The following is a 17,933-nucleotide window of genomic DNA, read 5'->3' on the forward strand; positions in this document are numbered from 1 at the left end:
TTGTCCTTGATGCGCAGCTTGAGGGTCTTCACGGCTTCCATCCGGCAACTGTATTTCCATACATGTCGGTTGACAAGCCGTCCCGGCTTGAACGCTCGACCCCGGGCTGAACCCCGGGGCTTGTCGCTTCGTCCGGGTCAGTCTTCATCATTGATCCAGATCGGGTGGGAGGAACCCGAGCCTGCGCTACGCTCCTGCAATGGTCTGTGTGCTACCGCACCGTGGTCCGGCCGCCACCGGCCTATGCTGGTCGTCGATCAACCTGAGGAATCACCATGACATCTCCCGTTCCCGTTCGTGCCTCCGAGTCGCCGTTCGCCGTCCAGGTGGAGCAAGGCAAGGACTACTGGTGGTGCTCCTGTGGCCTGAGCAAGTCGCAGCCGTTCTGCGATGGCTCGCACAAGGCCGCCGGCGATTTCACCCCCGTCAAGTACACGGCAGACGCCAGCGCCACGGTCTACTTCTGCGGCTGCAAGGCCACTGGCCACGCGCCGCTGTGCGACGGCTCGCACAAGAAGCCCGTCTGAGCCGCCCGACCCGGCCATGAAGGCGCTCCAGCAAGGCTTCAGCACCTTCCTGCGCCGGCGCCGCGCGAAGCGGCATTTCGAACGCCGGCCGCTGCTGGACGCGCTGGTGGCTGCGCCCACCGTCGCGCCCACCCTGCCGCCGACAACTGCGCCGCCGGCCGCCTTCGGTCAGGACCTGCTGACCGCGGCCCGGTCCGACCCCGCCCAGGCCCTCGCCCGCCTGCAGACGCAGGCCGACGGACTGGACGCCGCCGAGGCCGCCCGGCGCCTCACCCGCGACGGCCCGAACGAGGTGCAGCACGAGCCGCCACTGCCAGGCTGGCTGCGGCTGTGGCGCTGCTACCTCAACCCCTTCAACCTGCTGCTGACGGCGCTCGCGCTGCTGTCCGTCCTGAGCGCCGACGCCAAGGCCGCCGTGGTCATCGGCGTGATGGTGGCGCTGAGCACCGGCATCCGCTTCGTGCAGGAGGGCCGCTCGCACCGCGCCGCCGAAGGGCTGCGGGCACTGGTCAGCAACACCGCCACCGTGCTGCGGCCCGGCCAGCCGGCGCCGCAGGAGATCCCCGTGCGCGCCCTCGTGGCCGGCGACGTGGTCGCGCTGTCGGCCGGCGACATGGTCCCCGCCGACTGCCGCGTGCTCACCGCGCGCGACCTGTTCGTCGCCCAGGCGGCGATGACGGGCGAGTCGCTGCCGGTGGAGAAGTTCGTCCAGTGCGCTGACGCCGCGGCGGGTCCGGGCACCACCGCTGGCGTGCTGGAGCAGCGCAATCTGGTGTTCATGGGCACCAACGTCACCTCCGGCACCGCGACCGCGCTGGTCGTCGCCACCGGTGGCCGCAGCTACTTCGGCACCCTCGCCGCCCACGCCACCGCCACCGAGACCACCCCCAACGCCTTCCAGGCCGGCGTGAACAGCGTGAGCTGGCTGCTGATCCGCTTCGCGGCGGTGATGGTGCCGATCGTCTTCCTGGTCAACGGGTTCACCAAGGGCGACTGGCTGGAGGCCTTCCTGTTCGCGCTGTCGGTGGCCGTGGGGCTGACGCCCGAGATGCTGCCGATGATCGTCACCACCACGCTGGCCAAGGGCGCGGTGCGGCTCTCCAGCAAGCAGGTGGTGGTCAAGCGGCTGGACGCGATCCAGAACTTCGGCGCGATGGACATCCTCTGCACCGACAAGACCGGCACGCTGACGCAGGACAAGATCGCCCTGGCCCGCCACGCCGACGCCTACGGGCAGGACACCGAGGAGGTGCTGCACTTCGCCTACCTCAACAGCCACTACCAGACGGGGTTGAAGAACCTGCTGGACCGCGCCGTGCTGGAGCGTGTGGACGTGGCGGCCGAGTTGCAGCTGCACGAGGCCTACCGCAAGGTGGACGAGATTCCCTTTGACTTCGAGCGCAGGCGCATGTCGGTGGTGGTGGCCGCGCTGGTGAATGGCCAGGACCACCACCACGAGCTGGTCTGCAAGGGCGCGGTCGAGGAAGTGCTGGCCGCTTGCACCCAGGTGCGCACGCAGGAGCCGGTCGACGCCAGCCTGGACGGTGACCGCCCCATGCCCACCCTGCCGCTGGACGCCGCGCTGCTGGCCCGCACCAAAGCCGTCACCGCCGCGCTGAATGCCGAGGGCCTGCGCGTGGTAGCCGTGGCCCTCAAGACCCTGCCGCCAGACCAGACCACCTATTCCGTGGCGGACGAGGTCGGCCTCACGCTGATCGGCTACATCGCCTTCCTCGATCCGCCCAAGGAAACCGCCGCCCCCGCGCTGCAGCAGCTGGCCGCGCACGGCATCACCGTCAAGGTGCTGACCGGCGACAACGACCTCGTGACCCTCCAGGTCTGCCGCCAAGTCGGACTGCCCGCCACCGCCGTGCTGCTGGGCGCGCAGGTCGAGGCGATGGACGACGCCGCGCTGCAAGCCGCCGCCGAATCCCACAGCGTCTTCGCCAAGCTCTCGCCGCTGCACAAGGAGCGCATCGTGCGCGCGCTGCGGGCCGGCGGCCACGTGGTCGGCTTCATGGGCGACGGCATCAACGACGCCCCCGCGCTGCGCGCCGCCGACATCGGCATCTCGGTGGACAGCGCGGTGGACATCGCCAAGGAAGCCGCCGACATCATCCTGCTGGAGAAGAGCCTGCTGGTGCTCGACGAGGGCGTGGTCGAGGGCCGCACCACCTTCTGCAACATGCTGAAGTACATCCGCATGACGGCCAGCTCCAACTTCGGCAACGTGCTGAGCGTGCTGGTGGCGAGTGCCTTCCTGCCCTTCCTGCCGATGCTGCCGCTGCAGCTGCTGGTGCAGAACCTGCTCTACGACATCGGCCAGACCGGCATCCCCTTCGACAACGTCGATCCCGAACTGGTCGCCAAGCCGCTGAAGTGGAACCCGTCGGACATCGGCCGCTTCATGCTCTTCTTCGGGCCGATCAGCTCGCTGTTCGACATCCTCACCTTCAGCGTGATGTGGTGGGTGTTCGCCGCCAACAGCGTGGCCCGGCAGACGCTGTTCCAGTCGGGCTGGTTCGTGGTGGGCCTGCTGACGCAGACGCTGGTGGTGCACATGGTGCGCACGCCCCGATTGCCTTTCATCCAGAGCCACGCCGCCGCGCCGCTGATGGCGATGACGCTGGCGATCATGGCGCTGGGGATCTGGCTGCCGCTGGGGCCGCTGGCCAGCTACTTCCGGCTGGAGGCGCTGCCCGTCGCCTACTACGGCTGGCTGGTGGCGATCCTGCTGGGTTACTGCACGCTCACCACGGGAATGAAGCGCCTCTACATCCGGCGCTACGGGTGGCAGTGAGGCGGCTGGTGCAGCGCGGTCAGCAGGGCGAGCTGCTGCTTCTGCAGGTTCAGCAGTTCGTCCCACTGGTGCACGCGCAGGGTGTCGATCTTCTCGTGCAGCAGCATGATCTCCAGCTCGGCCTTGAGGTTGATCTCGTAGTCGTGCTCGGCGGTGATGCGGTCCTTCTGTGACTGGCGGTTCTGGGACATCAGGATGATGGGTGCCTGGATCGCCGCCAGCATCGACAGGAACAGGTTGAGCAGGATGTAGGGATAGGGGTCGAAGGTCGATCCGCGGTGCGCCAGCAGATAGCCATTGACGGCGACCCACCCGAACATCACCGCCGCGAACAAGCCGACGAAGGTCCACGACCCGCCGAACTTCGCCACCGCATCGGCCGCCCGCATCCCTCGGGTGGACTGTTCCTCGTCGAGATCGGCGGACGCGCTGTGGGCCATGCGCAGGCGCTCGGCCACGTGGCGGGCGACCTTCTGCGTGCGCTTGTCCAGCTTGGCATAGGGCGCGCCGAGGTAGGTCGACGCGATTTCTTCGCGGGTATGGCGGCGGGCGGACATGGCGGGTTCGGAGCCTTCAATCAACAGTCAAGGCCCGATCATCGCCCGGGCGTCGACCCACTGGTCAAACTGCGCAGCGGTGACGCCCCCCACCGCCAGCGCTGCCTCGCGCAGACCCAGTCCGTGGTGGTGCGCGTGCTTGGCGATCAGCGCCGCGCGGTCGTAGCCGATGTGCGGCGCGAGCGCGGTGACCAGCATCAGCGAGCGCTGCAGCAACTCGTCCATGCGCGCCGCGTTCATCGTCAGGCCCTCGATGCAATGCGCCGAGAAGCTCGCCATCGCGTCGCCCAGCAGGCGCAGGCTGTCGAGCACGTCGTGGGCGATCAGCGGCTTGTAGACGTTCAGCTCGAACTGCCCCTGGCTGGCGGCGATGCCGACCGCGACGTCGTGGCCCATCACCTGTGCGCAGACCATGGTGAGCGCCTCGACCTGGGTCGGGTTGACCTTGCCCGGCATGATGGAGCTGCCGGGCTCGTTCTCCGGCAACTGCAGCTCGCCCAGCCCGGCGCGCGGCCCGCTGCCCATCAGGCGGATGTCGTTGGCGATCTTGTTCAGCGCGATGGCCAGCAGCCGCAGCGCGGCGTGCAGGCCGACCAGCGCCTCGTGCCCGGCCATCGCGGCGAAGCGGTTGCCCGCGACGACGAAGGGCGCGCCCAGCCGCTCGGCCAGAACAGCGGCGACCCGGGCGCCGAATTCAGGATGGGTGTTCAGCCCAGTGCCGACCGCCGTCCCACCGATCGCCAGCGCGTGAACCGCCGGCAGCGCCTGGCGCAGTGCCGCCTCGGCCAGCGCGAGCTGCGCGTCGTAGCCGCCGAACTCCTGGCCCAGCGTGACGGGCGTGGCGTCCTGCAGGTGGGTGCGGCCGATCTTGAGCGCGTCGCGGAACACGTGGGCCTTGTCCTGCAGCGCGCCGCGCAGGCGGGCCAGCGCCGCCAGCAGCGGCTGCATCTGCTGCACGGCGGCAAGGTGCATCGCGGTCGGGAAGACATCGTTGGACGACTGGCCGAGGTTGACGTGGTCGTTCGGGTGGACGCGCCGGTCGGTGCCGAGCGCGCCGCCCAGCGCCAGCGAGGCCAAACTGGCGATGACCTCGTTGGCGTTCATGTTGCTCTGCGTGCCGGAGCCGGTCTGCCAGACCGAGAGCGGGAATTCGGCATCGAACTCCCCCGCCGCAACCCGCGCCGCTGCCGACGCGATGGCCTCGGCGCGCGGAGCGTCCAGCAGGCCGAGTGTGTGGTTCACCTCCGCCGCCGCACGCTTGATCTCGGCCAGCGCGTGGACCACGGCCAGCGGCATCCGCTGCTCGCCGATGGCGAAGAAGCGCCGGCTGCGCTCGGTCTGGGCGCCCCACAAGGCCCGCGCGGGCACCTCGATCGGACCAAAGGAGTCGGATTCAGTGCGGGTGGTCATGGCGGAGGTCCTGGGAGCGAGGTGCACCGATTGTGGTGCCCACGGCAATCCCTCCTCGCGGCATGTCCACCCGGACGGTCGGCCTCAGCCCCCCAGCGCCTTGAACAAGCCCACGCGGTTCACCTGCTCGGCCAGTCGGGTCTGCACCAGCGTCTGCTCGGCGGCGAGCAGGCTGCGTTGCGCATCGAGCCGGTCCAGCTCGCTGGCGGCGCCGTTGGTGTAGCGCAGTTCGGTCAACCGGGCGATCTCGCGGGCGGCGTCGCGCTGCTGGCCTTGGGCATCGAGCTGCTCGCGCCAGCTCGACAGGCCCGCCAGCGCGTCCGCCGTCTCGCGGAAGGCGGATTGCACCGCCTTCTCGTACTGCGCCACCGCGATGTCACGGTTCACCTTGGCGACGTTCAGGTTGGCCTGGTTGCGGCCGGAGTCGAAGATCGCCACCAGCGCCTGCGCGCTCAGCGTCCACGCGAAGTTGCCCGCCTGGAACAGGTCGCTCAGGCGGCTGCCGGCCTGCCCCGCGCTGCCGGTGAGGGCCAGCCGGGGGAAAAAGGCTGCGCGCGCCACGCCAATGTTGGCGTTGGCCGCCACCAGCGACTGCTCGGCCTGGATCACGTCTGGACGCTGCAGCAGCACATCGGAGGCCAGTCCCACCGGCACCGGCGCCAGCACGCCCGGATCGGCTGCCGCAGTTGGTGCCGCGGACGCCCCCGGCAGCAGCTCGGCCGGCACCGGCCCGCCGACCAGCAGCGCCAGCGCGTTCAGGTCCTGCTCGCGCTGGCGGCGCAGTTGCGCCTGCGTGTTGCGGGCCTGGGCGATGAGGCTCTGCGCGGTCTGCAATTCCAGCGCCGAGGCGGCACCCGCATCGAAGCGCAGTTGGGACAGCTTCAGCGTGGAGGTGCGGCTGGCCAGCGTGCGGTCGGCGACCGAGAGCAGCTCGGCGTCCGCGCCCAGCGTCAGCCAGCCGGAGACGACCGCGCTGACCAGCGCCAGCTCGGCGCTGCGCCGGCCGGCCTCGGTGGCGAGCACCTGCGCCTGCGCGGCTTCGCCGAGGTTGGCGATGCGGCCGAAGAGGTCCAGCTCCCACGCCGTGACCTGCACGCCGGCGGTGTAGCTCTGCACCTGCCGGCCGCTGGCCGCGTTGGGGGTGGCCGAACCGATCAGACCGGCGCTGACGGTGGGCAGGCGATCCGCCCGTGCCACGCCGAGCTGCGCTTCCGCGCGCTGCACATTGAGCACCGCCACCCGCAGGTCGCGGTTCTGGTCAAGCGCACGCTGCACCAGTTGCGCGAGCTGCGGCGATTGCACGAAGGCCTTCCAGCCCAGTGGCACCGCGGCATTCGCCGACGCGGAGGCCGCGGCGTCCGCCGACAGCGGCAACTGCGCCGGGATCGGCGAGGCCGGCCGTTCGTGGCGCGGCGCAAGGTTGGTACAGCCAGCCAGCACCAGTGCGGCCAGCAGCGCGCCACTCCCCACCCTCGCCATCCTCGCCCTCGCCGTCATCCCCGCGCAAGCGGGGACCCACCCCTCGAAACGTCCTTGTGTGGCGTGGGTTCCCGCTTGCGCGGGAATGACGGTGATGTTGCCCGTGTTGTTGCCCATGTTGTTGTGTGGCATGGCCTGCTTGTTCATGACTTGTCCTTCAGCAGTTCCGCCACCGAATCCGTGGTCGGGGACGACAGCGCCGTGCTGTGCGGCACGACATGACCACCAGGGAAGAGCTTGCGCACGACGACAAAGAACACCGGCACGAAGAACACCGCCAGCACCGTCGCCGTGACCATGCCGCCCATCACGCCGGTGCCGATGGCGCGCTGGCTGGCCGAGCCGGCACCCGAGGCAATCGCCAGCGGCAGCACGCCGAGGATGAACGCGAACGAGGTCATGATGATCGGCCGGAAGCGCAGGTGACAGGCCTCCAGCGTCGCCTCCAGCAGGCCCTTGCCCTCGGCCTGCAGGTCCTTGGCGAACTCGATGATCAGGATCGCGTTCTTCGCCGACAGGCCGATGATGGTGATCAGGCCGACCTTGAAGTAGACGTCGTTGGGCATGTCGCGCAGCCACACGCCCGACAGCGCCCCCAGGATCCCCAGCGGCACCACCAGCAGCACGGCCACCGGGATGCTCCAGCTCTCATACAGCGCCGCCAGGCACAGGAACACCGCCAGCATCGAGAACGCCAGCAGGACCATCGCCTGCGAGCCGGAGAGCTTTTCCTCCCGCGACTGGCCGGTCCACTCGAAGCCGAAACCCGGCGGCAACTGGCGGGCAAAGCCTTCCATCTCCGCCATCGCATCGCCGGTGCTGGAACCCTTGGCGGCGTCCCCGGAGATCTTCATTGCCGGATAGCCGTTGTAGCGGATCTTCTGCACCGGGCCGGTCACCCAGCGGGTGGTGGCAAAGGCCGAGACTGGCACCTGCTGGGCCTTGTTGTTCGGCACATAGAGCTTCAGCAGATCCTCGGGCTGCATCCGCGCCGCGGCTTCCGCCTGGACGATGACCCGCTGCAGACGGCCCTGGTTCGGGAAGTCGTTGACGTAGGTCGAGCCGAAGGCCGTCGCCAGCACACTGGCGATGCTGTCGTAGGAGACACCCTGCGCCGCCGCGCGTTCGCGGTCGATCTCCAGGCGCAGTTGCGGCGCGTCTTCCAGCCCGTCCGGGCGCACGCCGGCCAGCACCTTGCTCTGGCTCGCCATGCCCAGCAACTGGTTGCGGGCGGCGAGCAGTGCGTCGTGGCCCTGGCCGGTGCGGTCCTGCAGGCGGAAGGTGAAACCGGTCGCGTTGCCCAGCTCCGGAATCGGCGGCGGGCTGAGCGGGAAGATGAAGGCATCGCGCACCCCCATCAGCGCCCCGAAGGCCCGCCCCGCCACGGCCTGCGCCGAGTGCTGCGGCCCCTGGCGCTCGCTCCAGTCCTTCAGCGGCACGAAGGCGAGCGCGGCGTTCTGGCCCGAACCCGAGAAGCTGAAGCCCAGCACGCCCACGACCTTGTCCACCTCCGGCTGCTTGAGCAGGAACCCTTCCACCTGCTGCATCACCGCCTCGGTGCGGCTGAGCGTGGCGCCCGGCGGCAACTGGACGTTGACGATCAGATAGCCCTGGTCCTCGTTGGGCAGGAAGGACGTCGGCAGCTTGGTGTACATGAAGCCCACCGCCGCCAGCACCGCCGCGTAGATCACCAGATAACGCCCCGCCTTGCGGATGAGGCGGGCGACCAGCCCTTCGTAGCTGTGCGTCGTGCGCTTGAAGCCGCGGTTGAACCAGCCGAAGAAGCCGCGCTTCTCGTGGTGGCCCGGATCGACCGGCTTGAGCAGCGTGGCGCACAGCGCGGGCGTCAGCGTCAGCGCCAGCAGCGCCGAGAACAGCATCGAGGCCACCATCGACAGCGAGAACTGCCGGTAGATGTTGCCCACCGAGCCGGCGAAGAAGGCCATCGGCACGAACACCGACACCAGCACCACGGTGATGCCGATGATGGCGCCCGTGATCTGGCCCATCGCCTTGCGCGTGGCCTCGACCGGGCTGAGTCCTTCTTCGGCCATCAGGCGCTCGACGTTTTCCACCACGACGATGGCGTCGTCCACCAGGATGCCGATGGCCAGCACCATGCCAAACAGCGTCAGCACGTTGATCGAGAACCCCGCCACCAGCATCACCGCGAAGGTGCCCAGCAGCGCCACCGGCACCACGATGGTCGGGATCAGCGTGTAGCGGAGGTTCTGCAGGAACAGCAGCATCACCAGGAACACCAGCGCGACCGCCTCGATCAGCGTCTTGATCACCTGCTCGATCGAGATCGAGACGAACTTCGAGCTGTCGTAGGGCACCTCGTAGCTCACGCCTTCGGGGAAGAAGGCGGACAGCTCGGCCATGCGGGCCTTGATCGCCTTGGCGGTGGCGAGCGCGTTGCCGCTCGGCGCGAGCTGGATGCCCATGCCGGTGGCGGTGACGCCATTCAGGCGCGAGGAGCTGGCGTAGTTCTGGCCGCCCAGCTCGATGCGGGCGACGTCCTTGAGCCGCACCGACGAGCCGTCGGCGTTGGCGCGCACGATGACCTGGCCGAACTCGGCGACCGTCGAGAGCTGGCCGCCGACCGTGACGGTGGCGAAGGTGGTCTGCGTGGCCACGTTGGGCAGGCCGCCGACCGTGCCGGCGGAGACCTGCAGGTTCTGGGCGCGGATCGCGTTGGTCACGTCCGCAGGCGTCAGGCCCAGACCAACGAGCTTGCCGGGATCAATCCAGACGCGCATCGCCCGTTCCGTGCCGAACAGCTGCGCCTGGCCGACCCCCGGCACGCGCAGCAGCTCGGGCTGGATGTTGCGCGCCGCGTAGTCGCCCAGCGCCACCGGGTCATAGGCCGGGTTCTTGGACGTGAGCATCACGAACAGCAGGAAGTTCGAGCGCGCCTTGTCGACACGCACGCCCTGCTGCGTCACCGAGGCCGGCAGCCGCGGCGTGGCGCGGCTCAGGCGGTTCTGCACCTCGATCTGGGCGATGGCGACGTCGGTGCCCGGCTCGAAGGTGACGGTGATCTGGCCACTGCCGTTGGCGTCGGCGCTGGACTCCATGTAGATCAGGTTCGGCGCGCCATTCAGCTCCTGCTCGATGACAGCGAGCACGCTCGATTCGAGCACCTGCGCCGACGCACCCGGGTAGGCGGTGGTGATGACGATGGACGGGGGGGCGACCGTCGGGTATTGCGCGACCGGCAGCTTGGTGATCGCCGCCGTGCCGAGCACGACGATGAACAGCGCGATCACCCAGGCGAAGATCGGTCGGTCGATGAAGAACTTGGAGGACATGCGTGGGCCTCCGGCTCAGCGACTGGCGGCCGACGCCGGGGCGGATGCGGGCATCGGCGCAGACATCGGCGCAGGCATCGATGCAGAAGCCGCCGCGGCTGGCGCAGCGGGCGCACTGCCCATCGGCGCCCACGGCACCGGCGTGACCGGCGTCTTCGGGCGCATCTTCTGGAAGCCGTCGACGATGACCTGCTCGCCTGGCTTCAGCCCGTCCAGCACGACCCAGTTCGCGCCATTCGCACCGCCGATCTTCACCGGCCGCGGCGCGGGCATGTTGCCTTCGCCGACCACCATCACGGTGTCGCCGGCCGTGCCGCGCGTGACCGCCTGCTGCGGCACCAGCACGCCCTGCGCGGCCTCGGCCTGCGCGAGGCGCACCTTCACGTACAGACCCGGCAGCAGCACGCCTTCCGGGTTCGGCACTTCGGCGCGCAGCGTGACCTGGCCGGAGGTGGCGTCCACCGTCAGGTCGGAGAACAGCAGCTTGCCGGGATGGGTGTATTCGGTGCCGTCTTCCATCACCAGCCGCACCTCGGCGCCCGCCCCGCCCGCCCGCTTGAACTGGCCGGACTCGTAGGCGCGGCGCAGGCGCAGCGCCTCGGACGCCGACTGCGTGAAGTTCACATACAGGCGGTCCACCTGCTGGATCAGCGCCATCTGGGTCGCCTCGCCCTGCCCGACCAGCGCGCCTTCGGTGACGAGGGCACGGCCGATGCGGCCCGCGATCGGCGCGCGCACGGCGGCGTAATCGACGTTGAGCTTGGCGGTCTGCACGGCGGCCTTGGCGGTGGCGACATCGGCCTGCGCCTGCTTCACCGCCGTCTGCGCGGCGACCCATTCGGTCTGGCTGATGGCCTTGGCGGCGACCAGCGGCTCGTTGCGCGTCAGCGTGGCCTGGGCCTGCGCGAGGTTGGCTTCGGCCTTGGACTGGGCGGCGGTGGCGCTGTCGAGCGTGGCGCGGTAAGGCGCGGCGTCCAACTGGTAGAGCGACTGGCCGGCCTTGACCTCGGCGCCTTCGGTGAACAGGCGCTGCTGGACGATACCGGCGACGCGGGCCCGCACCTGCGCGGTGCGCCAGGCTTCGAGGCGGCCCGGCAGCTCGGCGCGGATCGCGACCGCCTGCGGCTGCGCGGTGATCACGCCGACGGCGGGCGGCGGCGGCTTGCCGGCCCCAGGTCCGCCCGCGGGCGCGCCACCGCCGCCGGGCGCAGCGCCCGAAGTCGACGAACCGCCGCCACACGCCACCAGCGCCGCCGCCAGGGCCAGCGTGGCCAGTCCGGCGTTGGTGCGGCGCACCGAAGAGAGGTCTTGTCTGTGAAGCATGTCAGTGTTTTCCCAAGGGAACGCTTGAATCGGGAACGATGGCTGCCATCTTACATACAATCACGAATGTATGTAGTCAGGAGCATGAGCACAGTGGTACGACGCACGAAGGAAGAAGCCGCCATCACCCGCGAGCACCTGCTGGACACGGCCGAGGTCGTGTTCCTGCGCGAGGGCGTGGCGCGCACCTCGCTGCAGCGCATCGCGGACGAAGCCGGCCTGACGCGGGGCGCCATCTACTGGCACTTCAAGGACAAGGCGGAGGTCTTCAACGCGATGATGGAGCGGGTGCGCCTGCCCTGCGAGGAAGCGCACGACGCGCAGGTCCAGAGCCTCACGCAAGACACGGACCCGGTGGAGGCGCTGCGCGATTTCGCGTGGGTGCCGATCGCGCGGATGCTGGACGACGCGCGCACGCGGCGCGTCTTCACCATCGCCATCCACTGCACCGAATACAGCGACGAGATGCGCCCGGCGCTGGAGCGGCACATGGCCGCGATCGAGGATTTCCGGTCGCGGGCCGAGCGGCTGATCGCGGTGGGTCAGGCGCGTGGCGTGCTGGACACGGCGATCAGCGCGCGGTCGGCGTCGATCGGGTTCATCGCGCTGATCGACGGGATGCTGTCGCGGGCGACGCTGCTGGCGGTCGAGGCGGGGGAGGTCGAGGGGTATCGGGGGGGGATCGAGGTGTTCCTGCGGGGGCTGCGGCGGGCGAATGGCTGAGATGTGACGTTCATCACGAATTAGCCGGATCTGTGAAATCCGGAGAGTAAGCGCCATTCGGGCACCGTGGACGGTACTTGAATGGCGCTTTATTCTGTGCGACCACTGGATTTTGCAGGATGGGCTTGCAGGGTTTCGGGGAGCGTTTAGGGGAGAGTTATGCGTCAACGTGCAGAAAAAGTTCAATGCCGACAACGACTTGGGCGGTTTTTTGCTGATGTGTTAGATGTCAGCGGGCATGTTAGACGGCAGGGCCGTGAGGTCTAAATTAAGTTAGATTTCTTTCCGACAGAGGTCGGCAACAGACTTATATTGATTGGGCTTTGTGTATGAAAAATAAGTTCGACTGGTATCTCAATCCATCGAAAGATGAACTCGACAAGGCATGGAAAGACGGAATATTGACAGTGGATACGAACGTGCTTCTCGATCTGTATCGTTACCACGAGGGCACGCGAAACAGCTTGATTCAAAGCCTTCAAAAATTTGAAGGAAAAAAATGGCTTTCGCATCAGGCAGCAACGGAATTTTTTCGAAATAGAACGAAGGTAATTGTTTCATCCGAAAAAGCTTTTAAGCAGGCTCAAGATGAAACGGAGAAGCTAAGTGCCAGTTTGGAGACTGCTGTCACTCAGCTAAAGGGGAACCGCATTATCCCTACAGCACTTGCTGGTGAGCTTGAGAACGCTGTGAAACCGGCAATTTCTCAAGCTCAAGCGAAAATCAGTGAGGCGAAAGAAAACTATCCAAAGTTTCTTCAAGACGACCCAATTCTCAATCAGTTGTTGAGCATATTTGATGGTGCCGTTGGTGAGGATTTTCCCGATGCAGATAAGAAGAAGGTGGAAGAACAGGCCGAGCAGAGAAAGAAGGACAAAATTCCGCCGGGCTATCTGGATGATGGAAAAGATGAAGACAGACCCTACGGTGACTACTTCCTTTGGCTTCAAGTGATCGAGCACGCGAAGGCACAGGGTTGCCCTGTTATACTGGTCACATCCGAGCGCAAAGAGGACTGGTGGGAGAAGATTTCTGGAAAAACTACTGGCCCAAGGCCGGAACTCCTGAAAGAAGCGAGGCAGATTTCTGGGCAGCGAGTTTTGATATACCAAACCGAACGATTTTTGGAGCACGCACTACAACGCTTTAAGCAGCCGGTCAATGAAACAGCAATCGAAGAAATTCGTGCAGTGAGTGCTTGGAGATCCGAGTTCGAGGCAGCAGTAAAACTGCAAGAGCAATCAGTGATTGAAGCTACAACTCTCAAAAACACAGGAACCTTGAGCGTTGAATTGCGACGTTCCGTGCGGAACTTTACAGTTAGCGGCCATCTTGAGCCCAATATGCATAACGTTCCACAACTCAGTGTTCGCTTAATAAAGGCTCCAGACTCATTGCCAATGCATAGGCTTGGCGCCGGAACAGGCACAATCCACGATTTCAATATTCACATTATTTGTGGAGAGCCGGGCGTTCTGCTACCGGTCGGCTCTTATGTGTTTGCGTATGAGGCGTCATGTGGTACTCCAAGTGCTGATGTCGCGGCAGAAACAGCGCCAGAAATCTAACCTCTCATTCCACCGGACCTGCGCGAAATGCCGCGCAGGCCGGTGAATTCAAACGTTAGGCCTCCGAATCACCGTCCTTGTCGCAACCACTATCTCAACTGCAATTATGGTCATCGATCTTTCGAGACGCGTCACTCACATTCATGATGAATTTGAACGCGCCAAGAACTCTCCCGACAGCAAGATTCTGATCGAACCGCAAGGCGCGACCATTGATGCTGCCACGACGCTAACGATCAATTCCGGCGCGCATTACTTTAATCAAATTACCGGCGCGCGGGAACGCTTCGAAGAACCCATTTCGCTGCGCGGCGGTGACTTTCTTGTTGTTGAATCCAAGCAACTGGTTTCGATGCCGAGAAATGCCTTTGGTCAGATCCATGGAAAGGGGCGCGCTCTCTTTCGTGGGATTATGGCAGCACCGGGAAAGATTGACCCCTCGTTTTCTGGCCACCTGCGCGTTTATATCTTTAATGGTGGCCGAGCGGATGTAGTCATCACTCCCGGTGAAGTTATCGCGTCGGTTGCATTCTTCAACATTGAGACTCCATATGATGGAAAAGCCGTTGGCGCAGGCTTTCCTTCCATTTCACCGCCCCCAAGCTTCTTTGGTCGCTTTGTAAGCAATTTCAAATAAGTTAAATACTTAAAATTCAAACTTATATTTTTTGCCAAATCCATCGAGAATTTCAGCGACATCCTGTTCAAGAACCACTTTATCCCGACGCTTTGCTTTCATCCAAGTGTATTTCATCTTGTGCCACAGTCGCTCGATTCGATTAAGCTCAGGGCTGTAAGCTGGAAGGGGATAAAAAATCACATTATTTTCCTTAAGGGTCGCCATGATATTCTTCATTAACTTGCTTGTGTGAATAGATGCATTGTCAAGAACAATCGTCAGTGGCTTTCCAACATGATGTGCAAGATTTTGAATGAATGCAGAGAAAGCTTCTGAGTCTGTACTCCCCCATAATTTTTGACTATAAAAAGAACCAGTCGATAACATTGCCCCAATCACATTGAGTCGGCTTCCGCGATCCGCTTGTATCAGATGCCGCTCTCCTTTGGGACTCCATGCGTATTGGTTCGGATGCACTGAATCAAACCCGGTCTCATCCACGTACGCCAAGACCAGTTCGTTGTCCTTCGCCTTCTGCCTCAATGCTGCAAGCTCTTGTTCTGCGTTGCGAAAGTCCTCCTCATTTCTTTTTTTTCAATGACGATCGCGTTCTCTTCCATACGAAACCAGCCGACTTCAGTGCATTGCTCAGCGTAGCCGGATGCACTGCTTCTCCGCCACACTCGATATGAAATGCCAATAACTGCTTGGCTGAACTTGGTTCAGCGCGAGCCTGATTCACAATATTCTGCAACTGCGCTTCTGTAATCTTCGATGGTGCACCAATTCTTGGGCGATCTACCAAACTTTCATAACCGCGAGCAACCCAGTCTCTTTTTGTCAGCCCTACAGTCCGGTCATGAATTCCAACCAGCAAAGCCGTTTCAGCCGTTGACTTGGTCTGATGCAGTGTCAAAAGCGTCTTCGCCCGCTCTCTCTTGCGCCAGTTCTCATCCCTGGCCTCGATTTTGCGGAGCTTTTCTAGGTCTTCTGGGGAAAGCGAGAAGTCACGGCTCTTGAGCATGGTCTCATATCATTGATTTGATTCCAAAATTCTACAGGCAATCGTATAAATTTTAAAAAACAATCAAACTTGATTGAGACTGCTTACTGCGCGCCAAAAGAATGCCCAGATGGGCTTGGGCTGCAGCAGGGGCATTCTTTGCTGGTGCAGCGTTCATTGTTCGGAGCTTTTTATAATGGTAGTCGTTGGCGAACAGCTCTTGGGGCTCAACAAACAATTCTCTATCGTATCTAGAGAACTGGCACTCCCGGAAGAGGACTTCTCACTTGCGCTTGGCTTAGACAGCGTGATAAAACGCTACAAGCCCATGGAAGGAGCGCTGATATTCGGCCAGGAGGTACCACCCGAAGCAATAATTGAAGAGCGTCTTCAAGTACCATATCTGACAATCAAGCCGTCTGAAGCGGTTCTGGCATGTTCAGTTGAGTCCGTCCGCATGCCAGAGGGGTTCTTTGGGCTCGTGCAAACAAAGGGATCACTAGCGAGGCTATTCATAACTATCACTTGTTGCGATGGGCAAGTGGAGCCAGGCTATGAAGGCAAAGTGACTTTTGAGATCGCAAATCTCGGTTCAAACGCTATCAGCATTCCGATTCGAGCAAAGATTGCGCAGATGTACGTCCTTCGCTGTTCCTCAAGACGTACCCCTGTGTATCGCGGCAAGTACCAAAACGCAAAAGGTCCAACTACCGCCCTCTTTCCCACGGAGGCCTAATCGGGTAGCCGGGAGTATCTAGCTCCCAGCCCCCACACCACCCACCGTGCGGGTCCGCAGTGGGCGATTCAACAAGTTGGCTCGCTCGACGAAGTCTATTTCGATGTCAAGCCGAATACCACCTGGGCATTGCACCACAGGTCTTTGACCCCTGCCAAGCAACTCACGGGCGAAGAGAAATGCCCGCTTAATTTTCAACGCTCTACACCGAAACGAATGGACTCAGGACCGCAACCCCAAGCGCATTGAAATCAGCCACATTCCGCGTGGCCACCCTCAACCCATGCACTTTCGCCGTCGCGGCGATCATCGCGTCTTCGTAGAGCGTGTCGGACTTCCTGTGCATCAGCCGCGCCCAAGCCCTGAACGCCGCCGCATTTATGGGCAGGACGTTATAGGCGCCGGCCACCAATTCCAGCCACGCCTCCAGTGCCTTGGCCTTGTCGGGATCCTGCTCCCGCGTCAGCCCGATACCTGCCTGAATCTCGCCGAGCGTCACGGCGGACACATACAACTGGCTGTCCAGGCCACCACGCCGCCGTGCGGACGCGGCCGGCGCAACTCGGACACCACATTCGTGTCGAGCAGCTAGCCCCCTCATGACGACAGCGCAACTCCTGTGGGGCGTCCTGTTCGGCTCGATCGGCTTCGGCTACTTCCTCTATGGCAAGAAGCAGCGCGCCATCGTTCCCTTCCTGTGCGGCCTGGTGCTGATGGTCATTCCGTACTTCATCCCGAACGCGGTGCTGTTGGCGCTGACTGGCGCGGCCATCACGGCCGTGCCGTACTTCGTCAGGTTCTAGCGCTGCAAGGCATTCGAACAATTCACGACACGCCAACATTGAAATGCGAATCCCCGGATTCCATGCAAAAGGCCGGTCGGATCCGAAAATCCGCCGGCCCAATATGCTGGTATCAGCGCCACTGGACAGTGGCGCAAACCGCAGCAGGAATCAGCCCTGACGCCGGCGGCGACGTGCCACCATGCCCAGCACACCCAGTCCAGCGACCATCATGGCGTAGGACTCCGGCTCCGGCACCGGCACGACCACCTGCCCGGCCAGACCGAAACGCAGATTGTCGATCGCGAAGCCGGCCGGCTCGGAGCCCACCAGGGTGTATTGAAGGCCGGCAATGCGCTGGCTGCCATCCGAAGTGACCAGGCCGAGAAACTCGATGCCTGTCGTCGTGTTGGCGACCGAGCCGATGACGGAGCCATCCCGTGCAAACGCGGTAATCGCCGTTCCGCCGATGGAATCGAAATATCCACCATCCAGGCCCACGCCGGCCATGTCACGGTCGAACAGGATCGATACCGGACCATTGAACAGCGGCGTTCCTGACAGCACCGGACTCGTCGGGTTGGCGCCGTCCCCGACGATCGACGTCTGCGGCGACAGGCCGCTCAGCGACAGAACGCCCGTGGGCAGCCCGTTCACGCAACCGGTCACTGCTGCGCCGGTCGGGCAGGTCAGCGCCGTACCGAGCGACTGCCCGGTGAAAAATCCACCGAACGACACGGTGGGCGCCCCGAAGCTGCCGCCGTATTCGGCCGCCATGTAGACCGGGTTCACGGTCCCCATGGCCTTTTCGGAGAACGTGATCAGACCGGCCTGCGCATTGAATGCACCTTCGTCGATCCGGACCACCTGGGCCTGTGCCGCCGTGACGGACACCAGCAGCGTCACCGCAATGGACAACGCCGAACGATTGATAGATTTCATTTTCACCCCTATATCAACGATTTATTCAACACCATCTGACAACACTTCGCCGGAGTGGCCGAGTGATATTCAGACCATCGGACGCAATCATCCAGCGGACACCTTGACAGGGTATCCGGAAAAATTAATTGCTTACCCGATGTGCACAAG

Annotated in this window: 16 protein-coding genes; 7 read left to right on the forward strand and 9 right to left on the reverse strand. The window is 64.0% G+C overall.

Annotated features, from left to right (window positions below):
- Window positions 1-275 precede the first annotated feature (275 nt).
- Window positions 276-527 carry a CDGSH iron-sulfur domain-containing protein gene (locus AABN02_RS03545; RefSeq protein WP_338413536.1) on the forward strand — a complete coding sequence of 84 codons (252 nt, stop codon included), beginning with the start codon at window positions 276-278 and terminating at the stop codon, window positions 525-527.
- 16 nt (window positions 528-543) lie between these two features.
- Window positions 544-3,327 carry a magnesium-translocating P-type ATPase gene (mgtA, locus tag AABN02_RS03550; protein WP_338413537.1) on the forward strand — a complete coding sequence of 928 codons (2,784 nt, stop codon included), beginning with the start codon at window positions 544-546 and terminating at the stop codon, window positions 3,325-3,327.
- Here mgtA and AABN02_RS03555 read toward each other — a convergent pair.
- The 5 genes from AABN02_RS03555 to AABN02_RS03575 form a co-directional block, all read right to left on the reverse strand.
- The gene (locus tag AABN02_RS03555) at window positions 3,312-3,884 is read right to left on the reverse strand and encodes a DUF1003 domain-containing protein (protein WP_338413538.1); all 573 of its coding nucleotides are present in this window, start codon (window positions 3,882-3,884) and stop codon (window positions 3,312-3,314) included. The two genes, mgtA and AABN02_RS03555, sit on opposite strands and share 16 nt — an antisense overlap.
- A 27-nt stretch (window positions 3,885-3,911) precedes the next feature.
- Window positions 3,912-5,294, reverse strand: a complete 1,383-nt coding sequence (gene fumC / locus AABN02_RS03560; RefSeq protein ID WP_338413539.1) for a class II fumarate hydratase — start codon at window positions 5,292-5,294, stop codon at window positions 3,912-3,914.
- 84 nt (window positions 5,295-5,378) lie between these two features.
- Window positions 5,379-6,920 (reverse strand): efflux transporter outer membrane subunit, encoded by a 1,542-nt coding sequence (locus AABN02_RS03565; protein ID WP_338413540.1) that lies wholly within the window; start codon window positions 6,918-6,920, stop codon window positions 5,379-5,381.
- On the reverse strand, window positions 6,917-10,087 hold the full coding sequence (locus tag AABN02_RS03570; RefSeq protein ID WP_338413541.1) for an efflux RND transporter permease subunit: 3,171 nt from the start codon (window positions 10,085-10,087) through the stop codon (window positions 6,917-6,919). The genes AABN02_RS03565 and AABN02_RS03570 overlap by 4 nt, the downstream gene beginning before the upstream one ends.
- Window positions 10,088-10,102: 15 nt before the next feature.
- Window positions 10,103-11,410: an efflux RND transporter periplasmic adaptor subunit gene (locus AABN02_RS03575; protein ID WP_338413542.1), complete on the reverse strand. Its 1,308-nt coding sequence runs from the start codon at window positions 11,408-11,410 to the stop codon at window positions 10,103-10,105.
- Between the two features lie 84 nt (window positions 11,411-11,494).
- Here AABN02_RS03575 and AABN02_RS03580 point away from each other — a divergent pair, with 84 nt between their 5' ends.
- From AABN02_RS03580 to AABN02_RS03590, 3 genes are all read left to right on the forward strand, one after another.
- Entirely contained in the window at window positions 11,495-12,133 is a 639-nt protein-coding gene (locus tag AABN02_RS03580; RefSeq protein WP_338413543.1) for a TetR family transcriptional regulator, read from the forward strand.
- Between the two features lie 329 nt (window positions 12,134-12,462).
- On the forward strand, window positions 12,463-13,701 hold the full coding sequence (locus tag AABN02_RS03585) for a PIN domain-containing protein (protein WP_338413544.1): 1,239 nt from the start codon (window positions 12,463-12,465) through the stop codon (window positions 13,699-13,701).
- A 106-nt stretch (window positions 13,702-13,807) separates the two neighbouring features.
- Window positions 13,808-14,338, forward strand: coding sequence for a hypothetical protein (locus AABN02_RS03590; protein WP_338413545.1), 531 nt, complete (start codon window positions 13,808-13,810; stop codon window positions 14,336-14,338).
- A 9-nt stretch (window positions 14,339-14,347) separates the two neighbouring features.
- On the opposite strand, the gene AABN02_RS03595 is transcribed toward AABN02_RS03590, so the two are convergent.
- A complete protein-coding gene (locus AABN02_RS03595) occupies window positions 14,348-14,863 on the reverse strand; it encodes an IS630 family transposase (protein WP_338413546.1) in 516 nt (171 codons plus the stop codon).
- Between the two features lie 37 nt (window positions 14,864-14,900).
- The gene (locus AABN02_RS03600) at window positions 14,901-15,344 is read right to left on the reverse strand and encodes a helix-turn-helix domain-containing protein (RefSeq protein ID WP_338413547.1); all 444 of its coding nucleotides are present in this window, start codon (window positions 15,342-15,344) and stop codon (window positions 14,901-14,903) included.
- Between the two features lie 175 nt (window positions 15,345-15,519).
- On the opposite strand from AABN02_RS03600, the gene AABN02_RS03605 reads away from it, so the two are divergent.
- Window positions 15,520-16,059, forward strand: coding sequence for a hypothetical protein (locus tag AABN02_RS03605; RefSeq protein ID WP_338413548.1), 540 nt, complete (start codon window positions 15,520-15,522; stop codon window positions 16,057-16,059).
- A 202-nt stretch (window positions 16,060-16,261) separates the two neighbouring features.
- Here the strand turns inward: AABN02_RS03605 and AABN02_RS03610 are convergent, their stop codons facing one another.
- Window positions 16,262-16,558, reverse strand: coding sequence for a PIN domain-containing protein (locus AABN02_RS03610; RefSeq protein ID WP_338413549.1), 297 nt, complete (start codon window positions 16,556-16,558; stop codon window positions 16,262-16,264).
- Window positions 16,559-16,658: 100 nt separating this feature from the next.
- Between AABN02_RS03610 and AABN02_RS03615 the strand changes: the two genes are divergently transcribed.
- Window positions 16,659-16,862 carry a hypothetical protein gene (locus AABN02_RS03615; protein WP_338413550.1) on the forward strand — a complete coding sequence of 68 codons (204 nt, stop codon included), beginning with the start codon at window positions 16,659-16,661 and terminating at the stop codon, window positions 16,860-16,862.
- A 150-nt stretch (window positions 16,863-17,012) separates the two neighbouring features.
- Here the strand turns inward: AABN02_RS03615 and AABN02_RS03620 are convergent, their stop codons facing one another.
- Window positions 17,013-17,747 (reverse strand): PEP-CTERM sorting domain-containing protein, encoded by a 735-nt coding sequence (locus AABN02_RS03620; RefSeq protein ID WP_338413551.1) that lies wholly within the window; start codon window positions 17,745-17,747, stop codon window positions 17,013-17,015.
- Window positions 17,748-17,933 lie beyond the last annotated feature (186 nt).

The organism is uncultured Sphaerotilus sp. (assembly GCF_963924895.1).
Taxonomy (GTDB): Bacteria; Pseudomonadota; Gammaproteobacteria; order Burkholderiales; family Burkholderiaceae_C; genus Sphaerotilus.